Raw genomic sequence first — 25835 nt, forward strand, 5'->3', positions numbered from 1 at the left:
CGCCTCAAGTCCACCTCCGGACAACCGATCGCCGGGGGACCATGTCGCGCAAGCCGATCGTCCTCGTCGTGCTCGGCGCCTCGCTGCTCGCGGCGCCTTGCGCCCTCGCAGGCCAGAGCACCTACTTCAGCCCCACCGGCACCGAGCAGACCTACACGGTCCCCGCGGGCGTGACCCAGGTCCACATCAAGGCCGAGGGCCCGTCGGGCGGCCGCGCAGCCTGGATCGGCGGTCGCGGCGCGGCCGTCGAGGCCGACCTGCCCGTGACTCCGGGCGAGATCCTGTACGTCAACGTCGGCGGCCATCCCGGGAACGGGGACCCGACCGGCGGCTTCAACGGCGGCGGCAGCTCGCCCAGTGGCATCGGCGGCGGAGGCGCGACCGACATCCGGCTCGTGCCGGGGTCGCTTGCCTCGCGAGTCGTCGTGGCCGGGGGCGGAGGCGGAGGCACCGGCTCTCAATTCGGCGGCGACGCCACCGCGCCCGTCGCGGCCGGCGGCATGGGCGCGACGCCCGGCCACGGCGCGATCGCGACCGCGGGCGGCCTCGGCGGCGGGGGCGGCGCGGACGGCGTCCTCGGGCTGGGCGGCGCCGCCGCGACCAACGGCGGAGCAGGTGGCGGCGGCGTCTTCGGCGGAGGAGGAGGCGCGGGTGGCGCGGGCGGTGGCGGCGGCTCCAGCGCCGTGCTCGCCCCGGCGGCCAACGGCACCTTCGACCTGGCCTGGTACGACCAGGACGGGTCCGCGACCATCACCACCGGCCCGCCCACCGTCCACGCCGACGACGTCGACTTCGGCACGCAGCGAGTCGGTGGCCTCGCCGTCCGCCAGGTCGTGCTCACCGACTCCGGATACGGCCCCTTCGCGCTCGACTTCACGCCGCCGGCGATCACCGGCCCGGGCTCCGCGGACTTCCTGCTTGGCACCACGAACTGCATCGGCGCGGTCTGGGCCTGCCGCATCCCCGTCCTGTTCTTCCCAGGCGCGACCGGCCAGACCACCGCGACGCTGACGATCACGACCGACGACCCGGCCGGCCCGCTGGCGGTGGCGCTGAGCGGCACCGGCACGCCCGCCGCGTCCGCGAGCGACGAGGGAGACGCGAAGACCACGACCGCCGCCCCGGCGATCACCTACGTCACGCAGACGCTCGCGGCGCCCACGCCCGCGACCACCACGCCGCCGCCGGCCGCGGCGACCGGCAAGCGCATGGCGCTGTTGACCTGCCACACCGGCCCCGCGAAGGTCCTGCGCTGCCGCTCGGTCTCGGTCCCCGCCGGCGCGACGCTTCCGGGCAAGTCCTTGTACAACGCCTCCTTGACCAACAAGAACGCCCAGTACGGGACCGGCACCGCGCGCGTCACGAAGTCCGACACGCAGATCCTGCTGACGACGACGCGCAAGGTCGCCGCGGGCCGCTACACGAAGCTCACGCTCACCCGCCCCGGCGCCCGCACGGTGACGCGGCCGGTGGTCGTCGGCTAGTTAATGCACGAGCACTTTCAAGAGCACCATCAACCCACCTAGCGCCACGTTGGCCGCGCCGAACAGCAGCGAGCGGACGCCGTCGTAGCCCAGCGCGCGGCCGACGAGCAGGCCCCAGCCGAAGAGCGAGACCAGGCCGCAGCCGATCGCGCCCCACGAGGCGGCCTCGCGGTCCAGGACGCCGAGCGTCCCAAGCAGCAGCGGGAGACAGGGCAGGATCGCGGCCTCGACGATCGCGATCTCCTCGTGGCCGATCTCGCGGGCGAGGGAGGTCCAGGAGCGGTCGGGCGACGTCACGCGGGCGGCGAGCACGTCGGCGTAGACGTGCACGACGTAGAACACCAACGTGGTGATCAGCACGCCGCCGAGGACGATCTCGGCCTCGGCGTGGCCGGACTTGGTGAGCGCGATGACCACGGCGAGCACGAGGACCGTCCCGTACAGCCCGCCGGACCGTGGCGCCTCGGTCACGACCGCGCCCGGAGCCCGAAGCCGCGCAGCATCATCAGCGCGCGCTCGCCGACGCCGCCGTGGCCGGGCAGCACGCCGAGCTGCACCGAGGCGTCGTAGAGGTCGAAGAAGCCGCGGACCCGCCAGAGGCGCTCGCGCGGCGGGTCGAGCTCGCAGTAGAGGACGGCGTGCACGGAGAAGCGCTTGCGCGTCGGCGGCATGTCCGGCAGCTCGCCGGTGTGCGTGCCCGAGATCCGGATCGGCGCCGCGACGTAGCGGCCGTCGCTCAGGCGCTCGCCGGCCTTCTCGACCGTCGCGTCCGGGACCGCGACCCAGAGGCGCGCGACGTGGTCGCCGAGCGCGTCGACGCCGCGCAGCGCGGGGCCGGTGAGCGGGTCCTCGTAGTGGACGTCCAGCGCGCAGACCGACGCGAACGCCGCGCGGTCGCGCCCGACGAGCGCCGTCTGGAAGCCGTCGAGGAGCGCGCCGACGCCGCTGCTGCTCAAGCTTCGCCGCCTGGAATCGCCCGCGCGGGGTCGCTCGGGTGAACGAACTCGGCGGTGCCGTCTTCCTGCGTGGACGCCTGGGCGTGCGTGCGGTGCGGGATCCGCCCGGCGTTGCGCGCCAGCCAGCCCGCCTCGACCGCCAGCCGGATCGCGCGCGCCATCGCGACCGGGTCCTCCGCGCGGGAGATCGCCGACGCGCACAGCACGCCGTCGCAGCCCAGCTCCAGCGCCAGCGCCGCGTCGCTCGCCGTCCCGACGCCCGCGTCGAGGATCACCGGCAGCGCGGTCTGCTCGCGAATCAACCTGATGTTGTACGCGTTGTTGATGCCCATGCCCGAGCCGATCGGCGAGCCCAACGGCATGATCGCCGCGCAGCCGACGTCCTCCAGGCGCTTGGCCAGCACTGGGTCGTCGGTCGTGTACGGCAGCACGATGAAGCCCTCGTCGACGAGCTCCTCGGCCGCGGCGACCAGCTCGACCGCGTCGGGTAGCAGCGTGCGCTCGTCGCCGATGACCTCCAACTTGACCCACTCGGTCTCGAACGCCTCGCGGGCGAGCTTGGCGGTCAGCACCGCGTCGCGCGCCGTGTAGCACCCGGCGGTGTTCGGCAGGACGCGCACACCCGCCGCGTCAAGGACATCGACAAGCGACCCGCGCGCAGCCGGATCGATCCGCCGCAGCGCGACCGTGACCATCTCGGTCTGCGACTCCCGGATCGCCTCGGCGAGCGTCTCCAGGCGCGGAAAGCCGCCCGTGCCCAGGATCAACCGCGATGAGAACTCGTGACCGGCGATGCGCATGGTGTCCACGATCATCCTCCCTGAACCGCGATGAGCACTTCAACGCGGGAGTCGTCGGGGATCGCGAACGACTCCCACTCCCCGCGCGGGACGACCTCGGTGTCAACCGCGACCGCGACGCCGCGGGTGGGCGCGTCGAGCGCGTCGAGCAGCCCGCTCACCGTGGTGCCGGGTGCGATCTCCGACTCGGAGCCGTTGACGTAGATGCTCACGGTGTGGCGGCCTCCTGCGGCGCGGTGGCGAAGCGGTCCGGGCGCAGGCCCGCGTGCTCGGACGCCTCGCCGGTCAGCGCGGCGGCGACCAGGTCGGCGGTCACCGGGCACAGCAGGATCCCGTTGCGGTAGTGGCCGGTCGCCCACACGATCCGCTCGTCGCGCGGGTCGACGCCGATCACCGGCGCGTTGTCGGGCGTGCCGGGGCGGAAGCCGGTCAGCGCCTCCTCGATCTCCAGCTCCAGGATCCCGGGCAGGATCTCCGACGCCTCGCGCAGCAGCTCGTAGACGCCGAGCGCGGTGATCGCGGTGTCAAAGCCGCGCTCCTCGACGGTCGCGCCGAGGTAGTAGCGACCGTCACCGCGCGGTACGAGGTAGCCGCCTTCGAAGCGCAGGACGTGGTCGCAGAGGCCGGGCCCGGACGGGTCGCGCAGGCGCAGCGACTGGCCCTTGACCGGGCGGACCGGCACGTCGCCCAGCGCGCCCGACCAGGCACCGGCGGCGATCACGACGCGCTCGGCGGGGATCGTGGAGAGGTCGGGGTTCACCTCGACGCCGGTACGTACATGAACGCCCGCGCGAACGCACGCCTCGGCCAGCGCCGCGACAACGCGCAGCGGCTCGACCGCGTGGTCGTCGGGCAGCTCGACGGCCAGGCGCAGCGACGGCGCCAGCGCGGGCTCGATCCGCCGCGCCGCGCTCCCGAGCATCCGCTCGACGCGCAGGCCGAGGCGCTCGCGGGCATCACGCTCGCGCTCGACGTGCTCGGCCTCGTCGCGGTCACGGGCGACGAGCAGCGTGCCGCAGGCGCGGTAGCCAACGTCGATGCCGGTGACGTCGGCCAGCTCGGCCGCGAACGCCGGCCAGCGGCGCGCGCTCTCCAGGTTGGCGAGCAGCAGGTCGCGCTCGTTGAGGTCGGCCTCGGCGACGGGCGCGAGCATCCCGGCGGCGGCGCGCGAGGCGCCGGTGCCCAGGCCGGCCTCGCGTTCGAGCACGGCGACCTCCAACCCGCGCTGGCGCGCGCGCCACGCGGCCGCGAGGCCGATGACGCCGCCGCCGACGACCGCGACGTCCACCCGTGGAAGCTCCGTGCTCACCCGCGTCCGAGCGTATCGCCATTGCGGAGTGGCAGACTCCCGTCGCGAATGGCCTCGACGGTGTTGGAGCGTCGGCGCGCGCGGCTGGCCGGCGCGCGCCTCTACCTGATCTGCGACGCGCGCCCCGGCGGGCGGCCGCTCGGCGACGTGCTGGGTCCCGCGCTGCGCGGCGGCGTCGACGTCTTCCAGCTGCGCTGCAAGGACGCCACCGACGAGGAGATCCTCGCGGCCGCGGCCGAGGCGGCGGAGTGGTGCGAGATCGCGGGCGCGCTGTTCATCCTCAACGACCGCCCGGACCTGGTGGCGGCCGCGGGCGCCGACGGCGTGCACGTCGGCCAGGACGACACGCCGGTCGCCGAGGCGCGGCGGATCGTCGGGCCCGACGCGCTGGTCGGGTTGTCCACGCACTCGCCCGAACAGGTCGACGCGGCGCACGCGGCCGGGGTCGACTACATCGGCGTCGGGCCGGTGCACGTCACGCCGACCAAGCCCGGCCGCCCCGCGGTCGGGACCGACCTGGTGACCTACGCGGCGCGCAACGCGACGCTGCCGTGGTTCGCGATCGGCGGCGTCGACGAGACCACCATCAACGCCGTGATGACCGCGGGCGCCAACCGCGTCGCGATCGTGCGGGCGATCGCCGAGGCCGTCGACCCGGAGGCCGTGGCGCGCCGGCTGGACGACAAGCTGGAGGTCGGGCCGCCGAACGTGCGGCGCCCGCGCAAGTCGTCCGCCGAGCGCACGGCAGAGATCCAGGCGACGCTGGAGCCGATCCCGGAGGGCGAGCGCCCGACGCCGCTGTTGGTGGCCGTCGGGGTCGCGGTCCTGCTCGGCCTCACCAACCTCGTGTTGGCGGTCACCGGCCACAGCGGCACGGGCGGGGCGGGCACGCTGCTGGTCTACTGCGCGCTGATGTTCGCGGCCGCGTGGGGCATGTGGGCCAAGCGCTACCTCGCGGTCCTGCTGTTCCAGATCCTGCTCGCCGTCCTGGTCGTCTTCTTCTTCCTGTTTCTGCTGCGCGCGTCGTCGATCGGGGACGTGGCGCTGTCGCTGGGCGTGATCGTCTCGGCCGGCTGGCTGTTCTGGAAGCTCGTGCGCGTGCTCGCGCGGCTCCAGGTGCCTGTTACGCCCGTTTAAGCCGTCCGACCGCAGGTAGGGTCGGACCACCCGTTCGCTACATTCCGAGCTATGTCCGACACGACGTTCGATGTCATCGTCATTGGCTCGGGCCCCGGCGGCTACGTGGCTGCCGTGCGCTCCGCCCAGCTTGGGATGAAGACGGCGGTGGTCGAGCGCGACGACGTCGTTGGCGGCCGTTGCCTGAACTACGCCTGCATCCCCGCCAAGGCCGTGCTGCGCTCGGCCGACATCCTGTCCGAGGTCCGCGAGGCCGACGAGTTCGGGATCACGGTCGGCGGCGAGGTGACGGTCGACTTCGGCGCGATCGGCGAGCGGCGCAAGAAGGTCATCACGACGCTCACCGGCGGCGTGTCGGGGTTGTTCAAGAAGAACGGCGTCGAGGTCATCAGCGGCGAGGCGTCGCTGACGGCCGACGGCGACGTCAAGGTCGGCGACACGGTCTACACGGCGTCCAAGGGCGTCGTGCTGGCGACCGGCTCCGTGCGCAAGCCGCTGCCGGGTCTGGACTACGGCGGCAACGTGATCGGGACCGAGGAGGCGTGGGCGCTGGACGCGCTGCCGTCGACGCTGGCCGTGATCGGCGCGGGCGCGTCGGGCACCGAGATCGCCTCGGCCTACCAGCGGCTCGGCACGCAGGTGACCTTGTACGAGGGCCTGGACCGCGTGCTGCCGACCGAGGACGCCGACATCTCTAAGGCCGCCGCTCGCGGCTTCAAGAAGCAGGGCATCGAGGTCAAGACCAACACCTTCTTCGACGCGGCCGACACGGGGAGCTACGACTACGTGGTGATCGCCGCAGGCCGCGGTCCCGACGTCGAGGCGCTGGGCTTGGACGCGGCGGGCATCGAGCTGACCGAGAACGGCCTGATCAAGGTCGACGGCGCGCTGCGGACGAGCAAGGCCAAGGTGTACGCCATCGGCGACCTCGTCCCCGGCCCGGCTTTGGCGCACAAGGCGAGCGACGAGGGCATCATCGCCGTCGAGGACGCCGCGGGCCAGAAGACGCACCCGATCCCCTACCTCGACATCCCGCGCGCGACGTTCTGCACGCCCAACGTCGCCTCCTTCGGGCTGACCGAGGAGCAGGCGCGCGAGCAGGGCTACGACGTCGTCGTCGGCAAGGTCCAGTACGGCGCGGTCGGCGCGGGCACGGTCTACGGCGACCGCACCGGCGTCATCAAGATCGTCGGCGACAAGAAGTACGGCGAGATGCTCGGCGGCCACGTCGTCGGCACCAAGGCGACCGAGCTCATCCAGGAGCTGGTCAACGCCAAGGTGCTCGAGGGCGGCTTCCCGGAGGTCGCGCGGATCGTCCACGGCCACCCGACGCTGAGCGAGGGTGTCATGGAGGCCGCGCGTGCGGCCGACGGCTGGCTGATCCACGGCTAGCCGCGCCGCCGCTCGTCGTGTCGCTCGACGTTACGCACCACCAAGGAGCAGAGGCGCGCCCCGTCGACCGGGGCGCGTTCTACTACGACTTCGCCTCGCCGGAGGCGTACCTGGCGGCTGAGCGCGTGCTGAACGTGCTGCCGTTCGCGGCGGAGTGGATCCCGATCCGCGCGCCCCGCGCGTGGGACGACGGCTTCCGCTGCGCTGAGGAGCGCGCGGTGGCCCAGGGCGAGATCGAGCGTGTGGCGGCCGCGCGGATGTTGCAGGGCGTGCGCTGGCCGCCGGAGGGCTTTGACTCCGAGCTGGCGCTGCGTGCGGCGACCTACGCCAAGCAGATCGGGCGCGCGGTGGCGTTCTCGCTCGCCGCCTTCCGCCAGGCGTTCGCGGGCGGTGCGGACCTGGGCGACACCGACGTCGTGTTGATCGCGGCGAGCGCCTGCGAGATGCATCCGCGCGCCGTGTTGCAAGCCTTGGAGCGCGACGCCGTGGCGCGCGCCCTGGACGAGGCGACCGAGGCCGCCGTAGCTCGCGGCGTGGTCAGCGTCCCCACCGTCTGGACCCCGAACGGGGAATTGCTTGCCGGGGACGCCGCGCTGGATACGGTGAAGCCATGAGCGGTGCGCGCGCTCGTGCGCGCTACGAGGTCCTGGTCAGCGGCGACTCCATCGAGGTCGTCGACCTCGCCGAGGGCGAAGGCATCCTCTTCTGGGACTGCACCACCCGCCAACGCCGCCGCATGCACGAGGCGCTGATCCGCGACCTCGACCGCCTCAGCCCGCAGGAGTTCCTGTACCAGTGGGCCGTGGCTGAGCCGCAGCACTTCGACTGAGCCGCTTCAGCAGCAGCTCGACCAGCGGACCGTAGGTCACACCGAGCGCGGCCTCGAGCGCCCGCGGCGCCCGGATCTCGATCACCACGCGCCCGGGCTCGACGCGGTGGTCCATGTCGACCACGCCGGCCACGCGCCAGGACCAGGATCGCCTGGTCGCATCCTTCGCGGTGATCACCACGGGGACCGGCACCGCGCCGAGGAGCCTCACCGCCCCGCGCGCGCCGGGCCGCACCTCGCCGGTCGCGTCCTCACTCAGCCCCCACGCGCCCCGCAGGTGCGGCGCCCACTCGTGCCAGCGCTCCGGCCGGGCGAGCAGGTCCCACGCGATCGCCTCGCTCCCGGCGGTCAATGCGTTGTCGTAACGCAGCACTCAGGCGGTACGGACCAGCCGCCGCAGATGGCTCAGCGCCGCCGGGCGGCGCGGGTCGTCGCCCGGCAGTAGGCCGACGAGGCGGCGGATGGCCTCGAGGTCGTCGCGACCGGCCGCGGAGGTGACCCAGCGATCGAGGAGGGCGGGGTCGGCAGAGCGCAGGACGGTGCCGCGGATGCGATGGTCGAGGGCTTCGCGGGCCTCGACGACGAGCGGGACCTCGGAGCGCGGGAGGAGGGGTCCGGGGTAGGCGGCGAGGTCGCGGTCGCCTGCCGTCAGGAAGTCGGCGTGCGGCGGGGTCGCGAGGCGATAGGGCTCGGCGAGCAGGGTCGTGGCGCCGAGGATCCTCCGCAACCGCGACAGCTCGGCGCGGGCGGTGACCGGCTTGCCGAAGTCGCCGTGCAGCGCGATCGCGACCTCCTCGGCGGTCATGCCGTCGGGGCGCAGCGCAAGCAAGACCATCAACTCGCTGTGGCGGCGTGACAGAGTCACCGCGCGGCCGTCGGGCAGCGTCACCTCGGCACGGTCGCGCGCGAGGACGCGGACGGTCAGCGCACCCGCGTCCGCGCCCGCCGCCTTCCGCGGCAGCATCACCGCGCGCTGTGCGAGCACCGCCTCGACCATCCGCGCCGCCGCGTTGACCAGCGCCAGCGAGTGCGGGTGCGCGGTCTGCAACGGGCCGCTGAGATCCAGGACGCCGAGCAGCTCCCCCGTGCGCGGATCGTGCAGCGGCGCGGCGCTACAGGTCCAACCGTGGACGGGCGTGGCGAAGTGCTCGGCGCTGAAGACCTGCAGCGCGTGGTCGAGCGCGAGCGCGGTGCCCATCGCGTTGGTCCCGGCGTCGGCCTCGCTCCAGCGCGCGCCGCGCATCAGGTGGACCTCGGTCGCCTGGTCCATCAGCCGCGCGTCGCCGTCGATCCACAACAGCGTGCCATCGGCGTCGCAGACCAGGAGGACCTGCTCGCCCTCGGCGCGGACGTCCTGGAGCAGGTCGCGCAGCACGGGCTCGGCGGCGGCCAGCGGGCTGCGCGACCAGCGGTCAGACGCCTCGTCGCCCGCCAGCGCGAGCGGCGCGAGCCCGCGCATCGGGTCGATCCCGGCGGCGGTGCAGCGACGCCACGAATCGGCGATGACCCCTCGCACGTCCGGCGGCGGTTCGGCTCCGGACAGGACGGCGTCGTGCGCGCGTGCCAAGCGCAGCGCGCGGTGGCGCCGATCGCCCGTCGCTGGAAGCGCGGTCCAATGGCTCATACGACCCGTGAATGGTTCTACGCCCCTCGCAACCCAGTTGCAACCCAGCGCGGGGAACCTGACGCGAACCTCATCTTCAAATCAGCTCGAAGAGGTCCTGGGCACCACCGTCGAGGCGCAGCGCCAGCTCGTCGTCACCTCTGGAGACCGCTACGAGATCCCCGGGGGCGAAGCCCACGGCGCCGGCGGACCGTCCCAGGAGCGGGTCACCGGCCCGTACCCGGCTGACGGGGTTGGCCATCTCGCCCGGCGACAGGTTCACGACGTCCCAGGGACCGCCGCACGCGTGGCAGTACGGCGCGCGCGTGTACGCGAAGCCCGGGGCTTCGAGCCGCATCACGGAACCACAGCCGACGCACACCCCGTGCTCGACCCACGGCGAAGGCAGCTCGAGCGTGGCGTCCTCGCCGAGCTGGTCGTGGGCGATCTCAACGAGCTCGCCCAGCGACGTCGCGACGGTCGCGCTGACCGACCGGACCTGCGGGAGCCGCCGGTGGGTGCCTGAGCACGACTCGGACACCGGCAGGTCCGCCGTGAGCGACGCTCCGGTCCGGATGTCCAGCCACATGCGCCGCGCCCGCGTGACCCGTCCGTGCAGCACCTCGATCACGGCCTCGGCCTGCAACCCTCCAAGGACGGCCGCCGCCGTCTGGATGGCCGGGACCACGCCGGCGGCCTCTGCCGCGGCGGCACGCACTCGACAGGACATCGTCTCGCCTTGGACCGCGGAGCCGCAGCGCCAGCACGCGACCTCGCCAGGCTCGCCCTCGGGCGCAGGCGGGAAGACCGCCACGTTGACCTCGGGCCCTTCGAAGCCGGCCTCCACGAGCGGCAGGCCGAGCTCGGAGCAGCGGTCGGCGAGGTACGCCCGCGCCGTCCCGGAGTCGACGCAGGACACGACGACCGACACGTCATCGAACGCCGCCGCGCCGAGGTCCTCGATCCAAGCGTCGGCGAAGCGCACGACCGCCGCGGGGTGGGTGACGCTCCGGAGCAGGCCGGCAGCCGTCGCCGTGGCCTTCGGCGCGCCCGCCCCGCCCTCCGCCGGGTACAACGGGCTGCGGGTCCGGTTGTGCGCCTCGAAACGGTCGGCGTCGACGACACGGACCTCGCGGACCCCGCTCAGCGCGAGGTTGAGCGCCGTGTTCTGCCCGAGCGCCCCCATGCCGACGATCAGCACCGTCGCGTCGAGCCGCGCCGGCTCGTACCCCGCGAGCCTCGAGCGGCTGTGCAGGTCGAGCTCGGGTGGGCTGATGGACATCGTGGTTCACGCTCCTCTCTAGGAATGGCCGCCGCAGTCGGAGAGCCGCGCGCCGCAGACCGTGCAGAGCGCATCCGGGTTGACCATCACCCGGCCGGACAGCCGGCCATCGAGGCCGTGCACGCGAGCAGGCTCCGGCTCGGCCACGAAGACCCGGGTGCTGGGGACCTGCCGGATCCGTCCCGCCCCGCCGATCGTCGGTCCGTCGCCGAGAGGCCGGGCGTCGCCGAAGACGCGAGGCGCGGGAGCGACACCGTTCCACGGAACGGTCCCCCGCGGCACCATGCGACGCGCCGCCACCGCGACCGTCGGGACCGGCGCGCGCTCGTCGGCGCGATGCCCGCCAGCGCGCACGACGAGGACCGCGGCCACCAGCGCCGCCAGCGCCAGGACCAGCGCCGCGCTCGCCATAAGGAAGACCATGGTGCCCTGCGTCATGGCGAAAACCAGCCTTGACGCGCCGTGAAGCCCGGTCCCTGCGGCGCGGTCAACGCCCCTTGAAAGGGCCCAGCTCCGCCAGAGGGACGTTCGCGGGCCACCGGCTCAGACGTCCCAGAGGGCAGCGCCATCACGACGATCACCGCCAGCTCCACCAGGACGAGGGTCATCAGCGTCAACGCGAAGGCGAGCCTGCGGCGCCGCGCGACCCGTGGCAGAAGGCCAGGCGGAGGGTCCGGCTCCGGCGCGCCGACGCGGTCCGGGAGGTCGAGGAACTCGTCCAGGTCCATGACCTCGAGCTCCGCCGCTGGCGCCGGGCCGGCCGGCGGACGAACCGTCGCTGCCGACTCAGGGCCCACGAACACGCTGTAGCGAGGCTCGGCGTCATCGCGGCCTGACATCACGAGGCCGATGGCCAGCGGCGACGGCCATCGCCGCTGCTCCGCGCGATCGACGTCGCTGAAGTACGCCGCGTAGGAGGGATGGGTGTGGTACCAGCCAACTACGTCGGCCACAGGCTGGGCCTGCTGCGCGCGCCGGCCCATCGCCGCCGCACCCTCGGCCGTGATCGCGACGGTCGACACGGTGCCCAGCACCTCGCCCCGGTGAGGGCGCTCGGCGTGCGTCACGAGGACGTACTCCCCCGCCCAGTCACGGAACCCGCGGCCGAACAGGATCCCGCCCGTCTCTTGCGGCGACTCGTCCCGCTCCACCGCTCGGATGACCGCCACGACGCCCTCGGCCACGATCGCGGAGCGCCCGTCCGCGGTCCGCCAGACATGCCATCCGCTGCCGATCGGCCGCGGGCGCACGGGCAGGCCGGCGTTCACCGTCCTGCCATGGAAGCGCCCGGCCGCGACGAGCTGCGTCCCCACAGGCGTCACCGTCCCACAGGGCGGAAGCGACTCCCGCCGATCGACGCGTGGGCAGCCGGGATCAAGACCGCGTCGCGCACCGGAGCCTCCGGCGCGCCAGCCGGTGCGAAGCGCCGGAGCGCCGGCGTCGAAGAGCCGCGTGGATCCTCCACCGGGCGAAACCGCGATGTCCGCAGCGGCCGGATCCGGCCGGGCGCGCGACCGCTTGCCGCGTTCGGATCAATGATGGGCAATCGGAGGTCTGGGTCGAGCGGGCGATGGCCGTTGCCCGTCCACCACTGCAGCGCGGCGGCGTTGAAGCCGTGGTACCCCTCGACGGGTTGGGGCTCATCGAAGTTGAGGAGCCGCGCGATGTGGACGATGAGGTCAACGAGCAGCTTGTCGCCGTGCGCAGACCAGCCGTGACCGAGGCAGATCGGCCAGTTCGCGTCGAAATGGGGGGTCCACGGAACCTTGCTGCCCACCACGCGGCAGATCGGCTCGGTGAACGGGTAGTTGCCGTTGGCCAGGAGGTCGATGTGGACGATGGTGGGCCGGCTCCGGCGGTCGGGCGCCACGAGCGTCTCGAAGTCGTACACCACCCGATAATGCTCCGGGGGGCGCGTCGTGGACTCGGCGGGGATCACCGCCGAACCGCGCATGGCGTCGTGGGCCGTTGCATGCGCGGTGATCATGATCGGTGCTGGATCCTCGTTGATGAGCGCCGAGGTGCGCTCGTCAACGCGCAGACGGCTGTCCAGCTGCCCTGATGAGAGCCGGGCCATCCTAGGCGCCGTGGTGCGTCTTGGTCACGGTCAGCACATCGCCGTCACGCACCCCGGCGGCCAGGAGCGTGCCGTCGGCCGGCAACGCCTCACCTGTCCGACCGTTGACGAGCGTGTAGCGGTCGGTGGGCGTGGGGCCGGTCAGGTACTCGGCCTCAATGAGCCCTGCGACGATCTCGTCGACCGTGCAGTCGTCAGCGACGTCGGCCTCGAAGCTGTCCGGCCTTCCCTTCTCATGGCAAGTGATGCGGAGCATCTGCGCGGTCATCATGTGCTGTTCCTTTCGTTGGGGTATGGTCGGTGCTGCTATTTCCACTGCACTACGGCACCGGTGCGCCGCGCCCAGTCCCGCTCCCACAGCAGGCGGATCTGCTCTCCTCGACTTTCCGAGTACGGAGCCCCACAGACCGGTGAGCCAGGGGCAGGGAGCTCCACCCTGATGCCCCTGAGCGCGTCGTGGGGCGCTGCGCCCTGGCGGACGAGACGGCCGAAGACCGCGAGACGCCCCGCCGGTTGCTCGCGCGTCAGGGCCAGCAACGGGGTGACGGTCAGGTTGACGTCGCCGCGGCGCTCGATCCCATCGGTCAGCCCGACGATTCGATCACCAGGGCGAAGGCCGCCCGATCGGGCCGCGAGCAAGAAGGTCTCGAAGACGCCGCTCGCGTGGCTCGGACCAGCGAGCGGCCGGTGCCCGCGCGCGCCCGAGGCTGCGCCTTGGCCGGCCGCTCCGGGGTGCGCCAGGCACTTCGGAGGACGACGGTAGGGCGCGATGAGCAGGCGCTGCAGCTCGGCCAGGCGGACGTTGGTCTCGCGCCGCCGCATGGCCAAACTGCTCGCGTGCGACACGAGCGGAAAGCGGTAGACGCTGCTCGAGACCGACGGGTTGCCGGTCACGTCGACCACGCAGACGCTTTCGGGGCCCTCATCCGCGATGATCTGGGGCAGCTCGGCGCGGATGACGGCCATGTACGCACGACCATTCACCGCCCCGGAGAACGTCGCGTCGCGCACGAAGCACATGCGTCCCGCGCGTGAGGTCGCCGAGCCGGTGCCCAGGCCCTTCTGCACCGCTTCGACGGCGCCGCATCCGGTCGCGCTGAGCGCAAGGGCGACCGCGGCCGCCAGACGGAGCTTGCAGGTCATGACGCCTCCTGCCCGGTGCTCGCCGGGCCCTCGATGGCGAACAGCGGGCGCTCGGCCGGCCGCCCAACGGGCCGGTCGAGGTCGTTCCACTTCACCTTGGGTGGACGGGCGGCGCCGCGGCCCGTCGCTCCGCTCAACGGGATCGCCGGCACCGTGCGCAAGCCGACGACGGTCTCGGGCGGCGTGGTGAGGCGATGGAGGAGGAGGTCGCCATATGGGTCGGCGACCAGCTCGTCGGGCCAGGCGAGGCGGCCCTCGGGCGGAGTCTTGCGGGCGCGGCAGTAGCTCGCGTCAAGCCGGTCGAGGCGTTCCGCCAGCGCGCGCCGCTCCTGTCCCACCAGCAGATCGAGCTGACGGTAAGCCATGTCCGTGACCAGCAGGCGCAAGCGCCAACGGCGCCGGTGACGGTGCGCTTGGCGCGACAACCGGCGACGACGGCGCTCGGCGTCCCGGGCGGCGGATGCGGCTCCGCTGAGCGACTCCGCCAACGCGAGGGTCGCGAGGACGGGCAGCTCGAGCACCGCCATCCACCACGCCCAAGGAGCCTCGGACTGCCCGTCCTCTCCGCCGGCGCAGGCTTCGGACGACGTCGCCGCAGAGCTGGTGCGCGCCGCCTTCGGGCCGCTGGACAGCGTGGCAGGGGCGCCGGCCGTGGTGCCGACCTCGCACAGGCTCGCCAGCGGGGCGGTTTCCTGCGCCGCCTTGATCCGCGTGTTGTGCTCACGGCAGATCGCGGTCGCGGCCAGAGCCGGGATTGCCAGCGCCAGGATCCCGAAAACCCAGCGCCGCCGACGACGAATCAGCACGCGGTCGGCGTCGCTCAGGTCGGCGCGCCCGAGATCGGCGCGGATCGCGCCGTTGATCCGGAAGGCGACGGCGAACAGCGCCGCGAACACGCCGGCGACGAGCACGGCGACGACCGGCAAGGCCTGGTCGCTGAAGCCGAGCGTCGAGAGCGCCGGCTCGGCGAGCACCGCGCCCAGCGCGGTCGCGAGCAGCACCAGCAGGACACGCCCCGTCCGCGCCGCGGCATTGCTCCGCCAGTTCCGAACGCCGCCTGCCTCGGACTTGGCCTCGGCCTCGGCGAGCATCAGCGGAGCACGCTCGCTCCGCTCATCTTCGAGCTGCATCCTGCCGCCGAACCAGGCGCAGACCGTCAACCACGGTCGCGCCCGCCGGATGATGCGCGACTCGCTGGCCGACAGCATCGCCCGAACTTCGGGATGGGGCAGAAGGGGATCCGCGTGCCCCGAGTCGACGTCACCCGCGATCGCCTGCCCGAGCGCGTCGGTCTCCACCGCGACGGTGCGCGCGTGGCGGCGGCGAGCGACCACGACGCCGAGCATCAGGACCACGCACGCAAGCAGGAAGACGGTCACGCTTTGCCAAACCGCTGCGACTCGGCGCGATGTGACAGGACTTTTCGGATCAGACGCCCGGGAGCAGCACCCTCCGCGTCTCGGTGAGGAGCCTCTTCAACCCCGTGACGTCCTCTGGGGCCCCGGCAGCCGCCGCCTCGCCGATCGCGTGCGCGGCCTGCCGCGCCTCCACGCCGAGGACGTGCTCGACCTCGCCGCCGGCCGCCTTGATCTGCTCCGAGTACTTGTCGAGGCTCTCGAGGTCTTCGTCCGTGCGGCTCATGCCGATCTTGATCGTTCCGCACAGGGCGACGCGCGCTCCGCGCAGGACCTCCGCCGCGTGGTGTCGCCCCTGGCCGACCGCGCCGACCTCGAGATCCACCAGCGTCCAGGTGAGGTCATCTAGGACCCCGAGCCCGAGCTGCACATCGGCGACGTCGAGCAGCTCGGCGATCGCGGGGACCTCCTGCCCATCGACGAGCTCGAGGCGGGCGAGCCGCTGACGGAAGCGTGACTCCTGCCAGCGGTCGGGCGGCCCAAGCGCCGGGTCGACCGCCAGCGCGTGCCCGCGTTCGAACGACGCGCGCGCCTGGGCCGTGTCCCCTGACAGCGAGGCAATGTTCCCAAGGTCGAAATACCGCCACATCTGATCCTGCCGGAGGTTCAGGCGCTCCGCCACGGCAAGCGACTGCCTGGCCAGCTCGCGTGGCCGTTCGAGACCCGGTTCGGTCGTGGCGAATCCCCGCAGCACCTGCCCTCGGCTGCCCTCGATCCGCCCTCGGATCCGCTCGAGACCGCCTTTCAGAAGCAGCTGGTCGGCGGTGGCAAGCTCCTCCTCGGCCTGCGCGGTCCGGCCGCGAGCGACGAAGAACTCGACGCGGGCGTTGATCGCGTCCAGGATCAGCGTCACGTCCTGCAACTGCTCACCGATCCGCCGCGCGGTGTCCGACCAGTCCTCGGCCGTCTCGATGTAGCACTGCCGACGGGCGGTCCAGGCCAGACCGAGCATGGCCTCGCCATCCGACCGGGGCTCGACGTCGCGCGCGATGGCGCGCGCTTCCTTGAACGCGCTTCGCGCCTCCACGAACCGCGACGCCCGGTAATGCGCCCAGCCCTGCTGCACGCGCAGGTCCGCCGCCACCCAGGCCGGAAGCGCGTCGCCGAGGTTCACGCAGGGCTCCAGGTGCTGCTCGTCCTGGTGCAGGACAGTCAACGCGAGATGGGCGAGGCCGAAGGCCATGGGATCGCCCGACCCGATCTCCAGCGCGCTGGTGAGCAGCTCGTTTGCCGACGGCCCCTCGAAGGCGCCGCGCGTCATGAAGCAGCGGACGTAGCCGCGCATCGCGAGGATCCGCGCGTTCAGGCGCCGCTCGCTCTCCGAGCGCGCGCCGGTCCGCCTCCGGCGGTCCGCGAGCTGTCCGAGGATCTCGTCCGCGTCGACGAAGAGGCCCCTCGCCTGCCAGAAGGGAAGCAGGCGCTCGGCCATCATCAGGGCGGCGGGACGATCAACCAGCGAGAACGCGTGCATGATCGTCTCGTAGTGGCGATCGATGCCCCAGAACGTCCGTGCCTGCATTCCCGGCGCCGGCTCCAGCCGTCGGTCCACAAAGGCGACGACTTCCTTGATCGCGTCGCCCTGCACCGCCCGCGACGCGTTGAACTTCTCTCGGGCCACCGTCTGCACGAACGGCTCCATCTCGAATCGCGGCTCACGATCGAGGACCGACGACACCCGTTGGATCGCCGCCCCCACGAAGGGGGCGAGCAGCTCGTCGAGCACGTCCACCGCGACGCCGACCACCCGGGCGGTCTCGTCGTCGAGCGACCACGGGCTGTGCAGGAGGCTGAGCCGTGCGAGCGCCGTCTGCTGATCCGGGCTGAACCCGTCGAACTCGATGCGCACCGGCCGCAGGAAGTCGCGCTCCAGGTCGATCTCCGAGAGATCCCCCAGACCGCGGAAGCCCTTGAGCCCGTGGGCGGCGAGCGAGATCAACAGCGGGTTGCCGCGGCGGCTGCGGCAGTAGTCGGCGATCGACTCGATCTGCTCGGGGCTGGGAGGCGGCGCCTTCGGAACGTGGTCGAGGAACAGCTGGACGGCATCCGGCACGCTCTCGTGCGCTTCGCCGGGCACCCCGCAATCGAGCCCGGCGACGGGGACGCGGACCTCGTTCTCCAACCCCAGGAGCGCCGCTGAGGTCACCAGGACGGCGACCTGCCGGCCTTCGGCGGTGAGCCGCGCCGCCAGGTCCCGGCAGACGGCCAGCGAGAGCTCCGCCTGATCGATGACGACGAGCCGGCCGCGCTGCGATAGCACCTTCTCGATCTCGCTGACCGCGTCGGCCTGCGGGATGCCGAGGTCCTGGGCGAGCTTCGGGATGCAACGCTCTCCGCGATGTCCCGTGGTGAGCCCGAGGTACTCGACCTCGGTCAGCCACGCGGCCGGCTCGTCGATCAAGCGCCGCAGGACGGACTTCGCGATCGCGCTCTTCCCGTACCCGTGAACGCCGTGAAGGGTCACGACCGCTCCAGGACAGAGGCGCTCGATCACCGCGCGGACCTCGGCCTTCCGCCCGTAGAACGGGGTGGGAGGCTCGGGGAGGTCCCGCCGAGCCGCGGGGTAGCCGGTCAGCTTGTAGGCCGGGATCCTGCGCCCGGAGGGCCCTTCGACCTCGCCATGCGTGATGTCATAGCCGTCCCGGCGGACGAGGTCGTGCTTGATCTTCTTGAGGCGTTCGTCTTCGATCGGGTGGCCCGCCTCCCGGCAACGGCGGAGGAGCTCTTCGCGCGAGACCAACTGCCCGAAGGCCTCCTTGAGCGCATCTAGGATGACGTCCTTCCGGTTGCGCTCCGCGGGGCCGTCTTCCACGCAGCTAAGCTAACCGGAAACAGGAGTTCAGGGAACTCCGGGGCGGATCGCCGGCCAAGCCGGATCGCGGCCCGGATCGATCCCCCGGATCCGCCCCGGATCCCCTCGGCTCGGCTCTCCCAGGACGCATGCCCGCCACCAGAGTCATGGCGTGGGCGTCGAACTGGGAGGCATGCCGAGATGAAGCACATGATCGTCGCCGCCGGCGACGACGATCCGCGCTGGCGGCAGATCCACGAGATCTGCCGGCGCATCGCCACGACCTCTCCGCGTGACCCGCTCTGGCTGGAGGCGGTGGAGAAGGCCGAGATCAGGTTGTACGACAAGCTTCGCCGCGACGTGCTCCCTGGCAGCGGGACCCGGTACGCGGCGGCCGTCGAGCTCCCTCGGTTCGCGCGTGAGGTCGTGCGGGGCGAGTACTCGTACCTGCGCAAGAAGCGCTTCGAAGCCGAGGTGCTCCCCGACGGGAGCCGTCGCCCGCGCCTGAACCACCCGCTCAACGCCAAGTCCCTCGACGAGGCCGTCTGCGCAGAGCTGGACGTCGAGCTCCAGGCCCTGGAGGGCGTGGCGCTGACCGAGGCGCTCGCCCACCTGGTCCACGCACTCGCGCGGACCACCGACGAGGTCCAGGACATCGTCCTGCTCCGGCTCTTCGCCGAGCTCGACTTCCGCGACGTCGGCGCGCTGGTCGGCAAGAGCGATACGGCGACGCGCCAGGCTTACGGCCGGTTCTGCAAGCGCCTGTGAACCCCATGCTCCACCAAGACGACCGCATCTGGCTTGCGTGCCTCCATGGCCGCTGCGCGCGGCATCGGGTCGCGATCCACGCCGGCATCTACCTCGCTGACGGCCGCCATCGAGTGCCCGGAATGACCCTTGCGGAGGTCGATGAAGTGATCCTCGACTTCTTTGACGACCTCCGTTCCGCAGGCTGGCAAGGACCGTATCCGCCGGGAAGGAGGCGACAGCCGGTCAGCGAATCCGATTAGGCTAGGACTTCGCTCCCCATTCCGGCCAGATCGGAGTAGGCTGGCTCATGCCTAGCCAGGGGCAGTCGACCTACCTGATCTGACGATGGGCTGGAACGAGACCCCCTACCAACCTGGCGATGGCGAGCATCGCGCCTCGGCGAAGACCGCCGATCCGATACGCGACCTTGAGTCGCTCTCGCCGCTGTTGCTCAACCCCGACTTACGCTCGGTCGTCGCCGACAGTTTCTCTAGCGAGAAGTGGGACATCGTCGAGGAGATCATCGCGGCCGCGGAGCGCCTCCGGGACACCACGCGCTGGGATGACGAGGAGCTGCTTCGACGCCTGGGATGCCGGGTTCGGTCGTTCGACGACTTCAGGGCCGTGGAGCTCGATCGCCTGCAGAACTGCAGTGCCTTCCTCAGCCTGGTCAACGAGTTGACCGACGTCGTCGGCCCTGTGGACCAGCAGCGCGAGGTCGTGCGCGTCTGCGTCGACCTGCTGGAGGATCGCACCGCCGCGTCGGCGGTCGACCTCCGTCTGCTGCTAGTGCTCGAGGCCGACCAGTGGAGCGCCGCCGAGTCGATGCGCCTCGGAGAGATCTCTCGCGCCGCACGCCTCGTCCGGTCCCTGGCCGGCGCGACTCGGTCGACCGAACGCCGGACTGGCGCCCACCCCTTCGCCGGGGCTGCGGCGGTCCACCTCAGCACGCCCCGCATCGACCTCTACGTCGCCCGCGAGGTCGCGGTCCTCGGCGTCGACGTCGACGATCGCATCACGGCGCATCTCGGCTCCTGCAGCGCCTGCCGTGATGCGGTCCAGACGCGTGCCGTGCAGCTCCGCTCGATGACTTGATCGACTGCCTCCTCGGCAGATCTCGGCCTAAGAGGCGTGTGACATTGATCGATGTCACATCACGTCAACTCGCCGCGGTTTGTGAGAGTCGTGGCAACCCCGTTCACACAGCTCCACCTGGGCTCCGATCCCTCCGGTTGGTTCCTGCTGTTGAACGATACGCCGCTCCCAGAGCTCCGGGCGTGGATCTCCGCGCGCTGCGGGCGGCCGCTGCTGGCCGACGCACTGCTGGCCCGGCATCCCGATGACCCGGCAGCCTCTCCTCACACGTCCAAGGTCGCTCGCGGGCTCCCGAAGACCGCGACCATCGGGGACCTTCCCCAGAAGCTGACCAGGCTCATCGCCCACGCCCAGGACCTGCTGATCACCGCTCAGGCGCCCCACGAGGCCCTTCCCCTGATCACGGATCTCGCGAAGCTGCGGAAGAGCAGCCCGCTCGCGCTGACGACCGCTATCGCCCTCCCGGAGGATGACGAGCACGGCCTGACCGGCCACCTGATGTGGTCGCGGCTGCAACTGATGGGCGTGACCGCCGTCCGGACGATGGCCTACCACCTGGCCTCCGGGGAAGACGCCGACGAGCAGCCCGGCGCGGTCGCCAACACCAGGGTGCAGTGGCTCGTCGAGGGCAAGCCGGCCGCGGGCGTCCTCGACAGCCTGTGCCGGTGCTCCCTGGTGACGTTCGTCGACGACCTCGGCCCTTACGAGACCCAGCGGCTGTGGCTCGTAGAAGGGCCGGCCATCGCGCTCGCGCTGATCGCCCGTGACGACCACAATCTCCCGACGATCCAGGACGCCGCCCAGACCGCCGACGGCAAGCGGTGGCTGCACGCGTCGCTTGGCTATCTGACCGCCGGGCTTCGGCACACCGGGAAGTCGCTGCCGGATTCGGCGACCTACGGCTTCGAGCAGGGCCCCGCCTGGCTGCGCCACCAGGACGAGGTCAGCCGCATCCTGCGCCGGCTGCGGCGCGCAGACCTCCAGTGGCTCTTGATCGAGGTCCACGCCAAGCTCGGGCGCCCGGCCCGCGCAGCGAAGGAGGCCAACGGCGGCGTGCTCCCCGACGAGCTCGGGATGGCCTTCGACGCGTTGCACAACCTGCTGCGGTCCCCGCAGCAGTACGAGGATCAGAAAGACCTGCGGACGGGCGCCGCCACGATGACCGAGAGCAGGGACGAGGCGGCCATCCACCGCTACCGCATGCTCCTGCAGGGCGTTGTGCCCGACGAGGAGCTGGAGGCGCGCGTCGCCGACGTCGCGCAGATCTGGAAGCGCCAGCGAGACGACGCGCCAAGCTGCTGAGCCTCGCAACCCAGTTGCAACCCCCACCGACGTAGCGTCGCGCCAAGTCCCACTACGGAGGAGGCAGTCCATGGCGCTCGACGCACAGATCGACCAGCACGCACGCGACTTCGTCGCACGGCACCACCAGATGCTGATCGGCAAGGACTGGGTGGACGCGGCGTCCGGCCAGACCTTCGAGACCTACGACCCGGCCACGGGCGAGGTGCTGGCGACGGTCCCGCGCGGCTCGTCGGAGGACATCGACCGCGCCGTGAAGACCGCACGCGCGGCGTTCGACCCGAGCTCGCCGTGGCGCACGATGTCGCCTTCGGAGCGCGGCCGCGTGATCCACCGGCTGGGCGACCTGATCCTCGAGCACGGCGACGAGCTCGCCACGTTGGAGACCCTGGACAACGGCAAGCCGCTGGCGATCGCCAAGGCCGCCGACGTGCCGCTGGCCGCTGACCTCTTCCACTACATGTCGGGCTGGACGACCAAGAGCGGTGGGTCGACGCTGCAGATCTCGGTCCCCTACATGCCGGGCGCCGAGTGGCACGCCTACACCTTGCATGAGCCGGTCGGCGTCGTCGGCCAGATCATCCCCTGGAACTTCCCGTTGTTGATGGCCGCGTGGAAGCTCGGGCCGGCGCTGGCGACGGGCTGCTGCGTGATTCTCAAGCCCGCCGAGCAGACGCCGCTGAGCGCGCTGCGGCTCGGCGAGCTGTGCCTGGAGGCGGGGATCCCGCCGGGCGTCGTCAACGTCGTGACGGGCTTCGGCGAAGAGACCGGCGCGCCGCTGGCCGCGCATCCGGACGTCGACAAGGTCGCGTTCACGGGCTCCACGGAGGTCGGCCGGCTGATCCTGAACGCAGCCGCCGGCAACCTCAAGAAGGTGTCCTTGGAGCTGGGCGGCAAGTCCCCCAACGTGGTCTACGCGGACGCCGACCTGGAGACCGCGATCCCGGGCGCCGCCAACGCGATCTTCTTCAACCACGGGCAGTGCTGCGCGGCGGGCTCGCGGCTGTTCGTGGAGGAGTCGATCTACGACGACGTCGTGGCCGGCGTCGCCGACCACGCCCGTGGGATCACCGTGGGACCGGGCATCGACCCCAACTCGCAGATGGGGCCGCTGGTGAGTCAGGAGCAGCTCGACCGCGTCTGCGGGTTCTTGTCGAGCGGTGAGACCGAGGGCGCCGAGACGGTCGCCGGCGGCAAGCGCCACGGCGACCGCGGGTACTTCGTGGAGCCGACGGTGCTCGCGGGGACCAACCCGCAGATGAAGGTCGAGGCCGAGGAGATCTTCGGCCCGGTCGTCACCGTGCGGCCGTTCGAGAAGGGCGGCCTGCCGCCGGACGCCAACAACACCAACTACGGTCTGGCAGCCGGCGTGTGGACCCAGGACCTGTCCAAGGCCCACCGCACCGCGAAGGCGCTGCGCGCCGGAACGGTGTGGGTCAACTGCTACAACGTGTTCGACGCGGCGCTCCCCTTCGGCGGCTACAAGGAGTCCGGCTGGGGCCGCGAGATGGGCGCCGAGGCGCTGAAGCTGTACACGGAGGTCAAGTCGGTCGTGACGCTCCTCTGACCCGGTAGCCGGCCATCGCGCGGTACGCTGCCGCGCGATGGCCGCCCTCCCCATTCCCGACGCCGCGACGGCCAAGGAGTGGTGGACCTCGATGCTCCTGATACGCCACTTCGAGGAGCGTTCAAGCGAGTTGTACGCCTCGGGTGCCGTGGCGGGGTTCCTGCACGGTGCGCGCGGCGAGGAGGCGGTGGTCGTCGGCGCGGCGCGCGCGCTGCGCCCGGGCGACGCGGTCCTGACGACGTTTCGCGCGCACGCGTGGGCGCTGGCGCGGGGGACGGATCCGGCCCGCGTCTTCGCCGAGCTGCTCGGAAAGCCGTCCGGGGTTTCGGGTGGTGCCGGCGGCTCGACGCACGTGGTCGACCCCGACCGCGGGCTGTACGGCGGCTTCGGCATCCCGGCGGGGCACGCGCCGCTGAGCGCGGGCGTGGCGCTGAGCTTCGCTGCGCAGAGCTACGAGGGCGTCGCGCTGTGCCAGCTGACGCTCGGCGCGACCGCCGAGGGCGTATTCGCCGAGACGCTCGCGCTGGCGGCGACGTGGTCGCTGCCGGTCGTGTTCCTCGTGACCCACGACCTGGCGTGGGACGGACCGGAGCCGTCGGTGACCGACCTGTTCCAGCGCAGCTCGGCGTCAGGCGTGGCGGGGCTGAAGTGCTCCGGCGTCGATCCCGTAGAGGTGCGCGCGAGCGTGGCCGAAGCCGCGCGGCGGGCGCGCGACGAGCGGCGGCCGACGCTGGTGGAGGCGGTCGTGCGCCGCGCGGGCGACGGCGCCGTGGATCCGGTGGCCGCGTTCGGGGAGCGGCTGGTGGCGGAGGGCGTGCTGAGCGAGGACGAGCGCGAGGCGATCGGCGCGGGGATCCGCGATCGGCTGGTGGTGGCGGTCGCCGCCGCGGAGGCCGAGGCGGCCGTCGAGGTCGCGACGTGAGCGGCGAGGTCACCTACCGCGAGGCGCTGCGGTCCGCGTTGCGCGCGGCGCTGCGCGACGACGAGCGCGTGATCGTCCTCGGCCAGGACGTCGGGGTGCGCGGCGGGGCCTACGGCGTGACCGCCGGGTTGTTGGAGGACTTCGGCGCCGGCCGGATCCTGGATGCGCCGTCGTCGGAGGCCGCGATCGTCGGCGTCGCGATCGGCGCGGCGATGACCGGCATGCGACCGGTGGTCGAGCTGACGACCGCGACCTTCGCGGGGTTGGCCTACGACCAGCTCGCCCATCACGCGGCACCGTTGCGGGCGATGAGCGGCGGACGCGTCCACGCGCCCTTCGTCCTGCGGATGCCGCAGAGCGCGGGCGCGCGCCTGGGGCCGGTGCACTCCAGCAACGTCGAGGCGTTGTTGCATCACATCCCAGGACTGACCGTCTGGGCCCCCGCGACCCCGGCTGATGCTGGAGCGATGCTCCGCGCCGCGATCGCCACCGACGACCCGGTCGTACTGCTGGAGCACACCTTGTTGTATGACACGGTCGGGCCGCCGCCGCCTCCTCCGGGCGACGCGGCCGCATCGACCTTCGGCGCCACCGTGCGCCGCACCGGCGCCGACGTCACCCTCGTCGCCACCTCGCGCATGGTCGACCTGGCGCTGGGCGCCGCCGATCGCCTGGCCGAGGAGGAGATCCACGCCACCGTCATCGACCTCCGCTCGCTGCGCCCGCTCGACGACGAGACCGTGCGCGCCTCCGCGACCTCCACGGGCGCGGCGATCCTGATCGAGGAAGGCCCACCGGCCGGCGGCATCACCGCCACCCTCTCCGCGCTCCTGCCCCGCTCCATCGCGATCGAGCGCGTCACCGGCGCCGATGCGCCGACCCCCTACGCCGCCGCCCTTGAAGCCGCCGCGCTTCCGAGCCTCGACCGCATCGTCACCGCCGCGCGCGCCCTCGTGGGGCGGGGCGCGGCGGAGGAGGACGACACCGCCGTGGTCGTCGAGCCGAGCGACGCCATCGCAGACCCCGGCGACACCTCGTTCGCCGACGCGCCCACCTTCGCCGCCACCGCTCCCGCTTTCACCACCACCGCGCCGGTCGACGTCGAAGGGCTGCTCGCGGCGCGCCGGAGATCCTCCGGGTCACTCGCCGCGCTGCTCGCCGACGCCGTCGAGCCGCTCCTGGAGACCGCGATCATCATCGCTGAGGGCGACACCATCATCTTGGGTCAACCCGCACCCGGCCCCGCACCCGCAACCCTCACCCTCGGCCCCATCGCCACCCGCCCCACCGTCGCCGACGGCGCAGTGACAATCCGCCACGTCGCACCACTCACGCTCCACCTCGCCGCAGCCACCGACGGCCCCGCCCTCTTCGCATCGCTCCGCGAGCGCGTGGCGGCGAACTAAAGCGCGAGCGCGCCGCGCAGGCCGTCATCGACCTGCGTCATGACCCACTGTGGCAAAGCACCGATGCGCTCCTCGAGGGCGGCGCGGTCGATCGTCGCGAGCTGTGTGACGTTCGCGACCGAGTCGCGGTCCAGCGTGGAGACGTCAGCGGGGATCGCGACGTTGCCCGGCAGAGCGGCAAGCCGGGTCGTGGAGGTCAATGCGACCACGGTGACCGTGCGCAGCGTAGAGCGGTTGTAGCGGTCATCGCTGACCACCAGCACGGGACGCCGGAGCGCGGGAGCGGATCCACGCGGCAAGCCAAGGTCCGCCCACCAGATCTCGCCGCGGACGATCACCAGTCGACGTCAGCGGCGAGGTCGTGCGCGGCGCGCTCGACAAACGCCGTGTCCTGCTCGCCAGAGAGCGCGGCGTCGATCGCTGCGGTCGTCTCGGCGCCCTCGAGGTCGTTGAGCCAGCGCTCTGCGGCACGCGTGAAGAACTCGCTGCGCGACACACCGAGGCGCGCCGCCGTCGCGTCGACCCGCGCGAAGGTGACGTCCGGGATCGAGATCGCCGTCTTCATGCCGCCGAGTATA

The 25835-nt window shown here is 72.2% G+C and carries 29 protein-coding genes; 12 read left to right on the plus strand and 17 right to left on the minus strand.

The annotated features are described in order from the left end of the window. Positions 1-41: 41 nt before the first annotated feature. On the plus strand, positions 42-1484 hold the full coding sequence (locus ACT01A_RS14275) for a glycine-rich protein (RefSeq protein ID WP_445147753.1): 1443 nt from the start codon (positions 42-44) through the stop codon (positions 1482-1484). On the opposite strand, the gene ACT01A_RS14280 is transcribed toward ACT01A_RS14275, so the two are convergent. The 5 genes from ACT01A_RS14280 to thiO are packed head-to-tail and all read right to left on the minus strand — an operon-like array spanning position 1485 to position 4549. Then, positions 1485-1955, minus strand: coding sequence for a hypothetical protein (locus ACT01A_RS14280; RefSeq protein ID WP_445147754.1), 471 nt, complete (start codon positions 1953-1955; stop codon positions 1485-1487). Beyond that, positions 1952-2440, minus strand: coding sequence for an ester cyclase (locus ACT01A_RS14285; RefSeq protein ID WP_445147755.1), 489 nt, complete (start codon positions 2438-2440; stop codon positions 1952-1954). Before ACT01A_RS14285 ends, ACT01A_RS14280 begins: the two co-directional genes overlap by 4 nt. Beyond that, positions 2437-3255 (minus strand): thiazole synthase, encoded by an 819-nt coding sequence (locus ACT01A_RS14290; RefSeq protein ID WP_445147756.1) that lies wholly within the window; start codon positions 3253-3255, stop codon positions 2437-2439. The genes ACT01A_RS14285 and ACT01A_RS14290 overlap by 4 nt, the downstream gene beginning before the upstream one ends. Continuing rightward, positions 3252-3452, minus strand: a complete 201-nt coding sequence (gene thiS, locus ACT01A_RS14295) for a sulfur carrier protein ThiS (protein ID WP_445147757.1) — start codon at positions 3450-3452, stop codon at positions 3252-3254. Before thiS ends, ACT01A_RS14290 begins: the two co-directional genes overlap by 4 nt. After that, positions 3449-4549: a glycine oxidase ThiO gene (gene thiO, locus ACT01A_RS14300; RefSeq protein ID WP_445147758.1), complete on the minus strand. Its 1101-nt coding sequence runs from the start codon at positions 4547-4549 to the stop codon at positions 3449-3451. Before thiO ends, thiS begins: the two co-directional genes overlap by 4 nt. A 48-nt stretch (positions 4550-4597) precedes the next feature. On the opposite strand from thiO, the gene thiE reads away from it, so the two are divergent. The 4 genes from thiE to ACT01A_RS14320 are packed head-to-tail and all read left to right on the plus strand — an operon-like array spanning position 4598 to position 7907. Continuing rightward, positions 4598-5686 carry a thiamine phosphate synthase gene (thiE, locus tag ACT01A_RS14305; protein ID WP_445147759.1) on the plus strand — a complete coding sequence of 363 codons (1089 nt, stop codon included), beginning with the start codon at positions 4598-4600 and terminating at the stop codon, positions 5684-5686. Between the two features lie 51 nt (positions 5687-5737). Further along, entirely contained in the window at positions 5738-7078 is a 1341-nt protein-coding gene (gene lpdA / locus ACT01A_RS14310; RefSeq protein WP_445147760.1) for a dihydrolipoyl dehydrogenase, read from the plus strand. Between the two features lie 17 nt (positions 7079-7095). Beyond that, on the plus strand, positions 7096-7692 hold the full coding sequence (locus tag ACT01A_RS14315) for a DsbA family protein (RefSeq protein WP_445147761.1): 597 nt from the start codon (positions 7096-7098) through the stop codon (positions 7690-7692). Beyond that, on the plus strand, positions 7689-7907 hold the full coding sequence (locus tag ACT01A_RS14320) for a hypothetical protein (protein WP_445147762.1): 219 nt from the start codon (positions 7689-7691) through the stop codon (positions 7905-7907). The genes ACT01A_RS14315 and ACT01A_RS14320 overlap by 4 nt, the downstream gene beginning before the upstream one ends. On the opposite strand, the gene ACT01A_RS14325 is transcribed toward ACT01A_RS14320, so the two are convergent. The 10 genes from ACT01A_RS14325 to ACT01A_RS14370 all read right to left on the minus strand — a co-directional run bounded on the left by ACT01A_RS14325 (position 7849) and on the right by ACT01A_RS14370 (position 17570). Next, positions 7849-8280 carry an SRPBCC family protein gene (locus ACT01A_RS14325; protein ID WP_445147763.1) on the minus strand — a complete coding sequence of 144 codons (432 nt, stop codon included), beginning with the start codon at positions 8278-8280 and terminating at the stop codon, positions 7849-7851. The genes ACT01A_RS14320 and ACT01A_RS14325 overlap by 59 nt on opposite strands. Continuing rightward, a complete protein-coding gene (locus ACT01A_RS14330) occupies positions 8281-9531 on the minus strand; it encodes a GAF domain-containing protein (RefSeq protein WP_445147764.1) in 1251 nt (416 codons plus the stop codon). Positions 9532-9607: 76 nt separating this feature from the next. After that, complete coding sequence (locus ACT01A_RS14335; protein ID WP_445147765.1) at positions 9608-10792, minus strand: ThiF family adenylyltransferase; 1185 nt, start codon at positions 10790-10792, stop codon at positions 9608-9610. Between the two features lie 18 nt (positions 10793-10810). Then, positions 10811-11230: a hypothetical protein gene (locus ACT01A_RS14340; RefSeq protein WP_445147766.1), complete on the minus strand. Its 420-nt coding sequence runs from the start codon at positions 11228-11230 to the stop codon at positions 10811-10813. Then, positions 11227-12105 (minus strand): Mov34/MPN/PAD-1 family protein, encoded by an 879-nt coding sequence (locus ACT01A_RS14345; protein WP_445147767.1) that lies wholly within the window; start codon positions 12103-12105, stop codon positions 11227-11229. The genes ACT01A_RS14340 and ACT01A_RS14345 overlap by 4 nt, the downstream gene beginning before the upstream one ends. Before the next feature lie 5 nt (positions 12106-12110). Then, positions 12111-12869, minus strand: a complete 759-nt coding sequence (locus tag ACT01A_RS14350) for a hypothetical protein (protein ID WP_445147768.1) — start codon at positions 12867-12869, stop codon at positions 12111-12113. A gap of 1 nt (position 12870) precedes the next feature. Beyond that, positions 12871-13140 (minus strand): EsaB/YukD family protein, encoded by a 270-nt coding sequence (locus ACT01A_RS14355; RefSeq protein ID WP_445147769.1) that lies wholly within the window; start codon positions 13138-13140, stop codon positions 12871-12873. A gap of 35 nt (positions 13141-13175) precedes the next feature. Next, positions 13176-14012, minus strand: a complete 837-nt coding sequence (locus ACT01A_RS14360; RefSeq protein ID WP_445147770.1) for a hypothetical protein — start codon at positions 14010-14012, stop codon at positions 13176-13178. Continuing rightward, on the minus strand, positions 14009-15391 hold the full coding sequence (locus ACT01A_RS14365) for a hypothetical protein (protein WP_445147771.1): 1383 nt from the start codon (positions 15389-15391) through the stop codon (positions 14009-14011). The genes ACT01A_RS14360 and ACT01A_RS14365 overlap by 4 nt, the downstream gene beginning before the upstream one ends. Positions 15392-15440: 49 nt before the next feature. Beyond that, the gene (locus ACT01A_RS14370) at positions 15441-17570 is read right to left on the minus strand and encodes a hypothetical protein (protein ID WP_445147772.1); all 2130 of its coding nucleotides are present in this window, start codon (positions 17568-17570) and stop codon (positions 15441-15443) included. 192 nt (positions 17571-17762) lie between these two features. Here ACT01A_RS14370 and ACT01A_RS14375 point away from each other — a divergent pair, with 192 nt between their 5' ends. The 7 genes from ACT01A_RS14375 (at position 17763) to ACT01A_RS14405 (ending at position 25257) form a co-directional block, all read left to right on the plus strand. Next, positions 17763-18194 carry a hypothetical protein gene (locus ACT01A_RS14375; RefSeq protein WP_445147773.1) on the plus strand — a complete coding sequence of 144 codons (432 nt, stop codon included), beginning with the start codon at positions 17763-17765 and terminating at the stop codon, positions 18192-18194. 222 nt (positions 18195-18416) lie between these two features. Beyond that, positions 18417-18983: a hypothetical protein gene (locus ACT01A_RS14380; RefSeq protein ID WP_445147774.1), complete on the plus strand. Its 567-nt coding sequence runs from the start codon at positions 18417-18419 to the stop codon at positions 18981-18983. 327 nt (positions 18984-19310) lie between these two features. Further along, a complete protein-coding gene (locus tag ACT01A_RS14385) occupies positions 19311-20060 on the plus strand; it encodes a hypothetical protein (RefSeq protein WP_445147775.1) in 750 nt (249 codons plus the stop codon). 90 nt (positions 20061-20150) lie between these two features. Continuing rightward, a complete protein-coding gene (locus ACT01A_RS14390) occupies positions 20151-21362 on the plus strand; it encodes a hypothetical protein (RefSeq protein WP_445147776.1) in 1212 nt (403 codons plus the stop codon). A 70-nt stretch (positions 21363-21432) separates the two neighbouring features. Further along, positions 21433-22929, plus strand: a complete 1497-nt coding sequence (locus ACT01A_RS14395; RefSeq protein WP_445147777.1) for an aldehyde dehydrogenase family protein — start codon at positions 21433-21435, stop codon at positions 22927-22929. Positions 22930-22966: 37 nt separating this feature from the next. Then, positions 22967-23851: a thiamine pyrophosphate-dependent enzyme gene (locus ACT01A_RS14400; RefSeq protein WP_445147778.1), complete on the plus strand. Its 885-nt coding sequence runs from the start codon at positions 22967-22969 to the stop codon at positions 23849-23851. Further along, positions 23848-25257 (plus strand): alpha-ketoacid dehydrogenase subunit beta, encoded by a 1410-nt coding sequence (locus ACT01A_RS14405; protein WP_445147779.1) that lies wholly within the window; start codon positions 23848-23850, stop codon positions 25255-25257. Before ACT01A_RS14400 ends, ACT01A_RS14405 begins: the two co-directional genes overlap by 4 nt. On the opposite strand, the gene ACT01A_RS14410 is transcribed toward ACT01A_RS14405, so the two are convergent. After that, entirely contained in the window at positions 25254-25598 is a 345-nt protein-coding gene (locus ACT01A_RS14410) for a type II toxin-antitoxin system PemK/MazF family toxin (RefSeq protein WP_445152830.1), read from the minus strand. The two genes, ACT01A_RS14405 and ACT01A_RS14410, sit on opposite strands and share 4 nt — an antisense overlap. Next, positions 25592-25822 (minus strand): ribbon-helix-helix protein, CopG family, encoded by a 231-nt coding sequence (locus ACT01A_RS14415; protein WP_445147780.1) that lies wholly within the window; start codon positions 25820-25822, stop codon positions 25592-25594. The genes ACT01A_RS14410 and ACT01A_RS14415 overlap by 7 nt, the downstream gene beginning before the upstream one ends. Positions 25823-25835: the final 13 nt, after the last annotated feature.

This window comes from Baekduia sp. Peel2402, assembly GCF_052567285.1.